Origin of the sequence: Vibrio sp. 10N.247.310.24 (assembly GCF_041467175.1) — a bacterium.
In the GTDB taxonomy this organism is placed as follows: domain Bacteria; phylum Pseudomonadota; class Gammaproteobacteria; order Enterobacterales; family Vibrionaceae; genus Vibrio; species Vibrio tasmaniensis_A.
The window spans coordinates 1-1,650 of the sequence record NZ_JBFSUD010000182.1; the positions used below are offsets into that span (position 1 = coordinate 1).

General features: G+C 42.4%; 4 protein-coding genes. All 4 read left to right on the forward strand.

Going from position 1 to position 1,650, the window contains the following annotated elements; genetic code table 11:
• The first annotated feature begins 25 nt into the window (after positions 1 to 25).
• Complete coding sequence (locus AB6E08_RS23265) at positions 26 to 262, forward strand: hypothetical protein (protein WP_372067099.1); 237 nt, start codon at positions 26 to 28, stop codon at positions 260 to 262.
• 8 nt (positions 263 to 270) lie between these two features.
• Positions 271 to 777, forward strand: coding sequence for a gp16 family protein (locus tag AB6E08_RS23270; RefSeq protein ID WP_372067096.1), 507 nt, complete (start codon positions 271 to 273; stop codon positions 775 to 777).
• Complete coding sequence (locus AB6E08_RS23275; RefSeq protein WP_102506652.1) at positions 777 to 1,007, forward strand: hypothetical protein; 231 nt, start codon at positions 777 to 779, stop codon at positions 1,005 to 1,007. The genes AB6E08_RS23270 and AB6E08_RS23275 overlap by 1 nt, the downstream gene beginning before the upstream one ends.
• An 81-nt stretch (positions 1,008 to 1,088) precedes the next feature.
• Positions 1,089 to 1,493 carry a Mor transcription activator family protein gene (locus tag AB6E08_RS23280; RefSeq protein ID WP_372067093.1) on the forward strand — a complete coding sequence of 135 codons (405 nt, stop codon included), beginning with the start codon at positions 1,089 to 1,091 and terminating at the stop codon, positions 1,491 to 1,493.
• Positions 1,494 to 1,650: the final 157 nt, after the last annotated feature.

The window sequence follows — 1,650 nt, forward strand, 5'->3', positions numbered from 1 at the left end:
CACAAAGCTATAGGAGGTTTTTATTATGTTTGGTGAATACACACCACTAATGAAATCAGGTTTATTACAACGCCGCTTAGCGAATGGTAAAGCCATGCTCGATGCTGAACTAGGCTTGCAGAAATGGTGCCCACACTGCCAAGAATATTGGCCGCAAGACACCTTGTTCTGGTCGCCATGCAGAAGAAACCCCGATGGGTTGCAGAGTTGGTGCAAAGCTTGTCGATTGGATCTCAAGAGCGCCAAACGCAAAGCGGCTTAGGGGGAGCAATGTCTAACTTACTCAAACTTGTCCAAATCGCTAAGCGTGATCTTGCCATGGAAGATGATTCTTATCGTGACGTTCTTGAGCAATGCACAGGCAAGCGAAGTGCAAAAGGCTTGAACGACATTCAACTAACCAAAGTGTTAGGCAGAATGAAAGCGCTAGGCTTTAAACCAAAACGCAAGCCACAAGCAAGAGCGCCAGAAGTAGCAAAGATTCGTGCGATTTGGCGTACCATGCACAAACAAGGCTTTATCCGCAATGCGAACGACGTTGCGATTGATGCTTATGTGAAGCGCATGACTACTGCATCAAATGGACGTGGCATTGAAAAGGCGGTTTGGCTTAAGTCAACTCAAGCGGCTGAAGTGTTAGAAGCCTTGAAGAAATGGCATTATCGATTGATGTCCGAAGTGATCACTAAAAGTGGTGATCGTATTCCATTAAATGAACAGTGCACGGCAGAAGCAGGTTATGATAAATTGGCTGCATATTATAAGGAGGGTTATTAATGAAAGTATGGGATTCAATAGGGCTTGTGGTGTATGTGCTAGGAAGCTTAGTTAGCATGGCGTTTGGTGGGGCTTTTTTCTTTCTAATTTGGGGTGTGTTCAACGGGTTTGATTGGGACTTGCAATTATTTCTGTCGAAAGCTGGGCTTACTATTGCAATTATTCTAGCTATTGGCTGTGCGGTGCATTTTTTTGTAATTAAGCCTTTAGATAGTCGACGGGGAAATTAAACAGCGTCCCCAAGCTATATTCGATGTTATATATTAGAAATACCTCCAACATGGAGGTATTTTGCATTTATGGGGGCGAATATGCACAGTGAAGAAAATTTCGAAATGTTTGGGTATGATGATGTTAGCGTTGATGATTTGGAGACTCTATTGCCAACAGATGAAAGTCGCCACCGTTGGCCAGACATGATGCTTACTATTTATGAGAGTTTACGTTCCGAATTAAATAAATTAGGCTTAGATGACGGCTATGCTTTAGTGTTGCTTTCTCGTCTTTGCGCTGATACTGGCGGGCTTCAGTATTACTTTCCTAAAGGGGAGCTTTTAGAACACCAGCTAAAGCGAATGCGCATATGGAAAGAGTTCAACGGAAACAACGTTCCGGAGCTAGCAAAAAAACACGGAATATCGACTCAAAATGTTTATATGGCCATTAGGCAAATGAGAGCGCAAGAAATCAAAAGACATCAACAAGAACTGTTCTAACCCACCTCTAGAGACAAATGTCGTTATTTTTAGATTCATCTAAATAGAAAGCACAATCAGTTAAACGTAACCCCATTACTAAACTGGTTGTGCTATGAAAACCCTAACTCTCCATCGCAATTATTTCCCTCATGGTGTTTTTTCTTATCTGTGCGAT

Excerpts from the sequence above, each read along its gene's own strand:
- AB6E08_RS23270 (WP_372067096.1), top strand. The coding sequence starts at position 271 with ATGTCTAACTTACTCAAACTTGTCCAAATCGCTAAGCGTGATCTTGCC.
- AB6E08_RS23265 (WP_372067099.1), top strand. The coding sequence starts at position 26 with ATGTTTGGTGAATACACACCACTAATGAAATCAGGTTTATTACAACGC.
- AB6E08_RS23280 (WP_372067093.1), top strand. The coding sequence starts at position 1,089 with ATGCACAGTGAAGAAAATTTCGAAATGTTTGGGTATGATGATGTTAGC.
- AB6E08_RS23275 (WP_102506652.1), top strand. The coding sequence starts at position 777 with ATGAAAGTATGGGATTCAATAGGGCTTGTGGTGTATGTGCTAGGAAGC.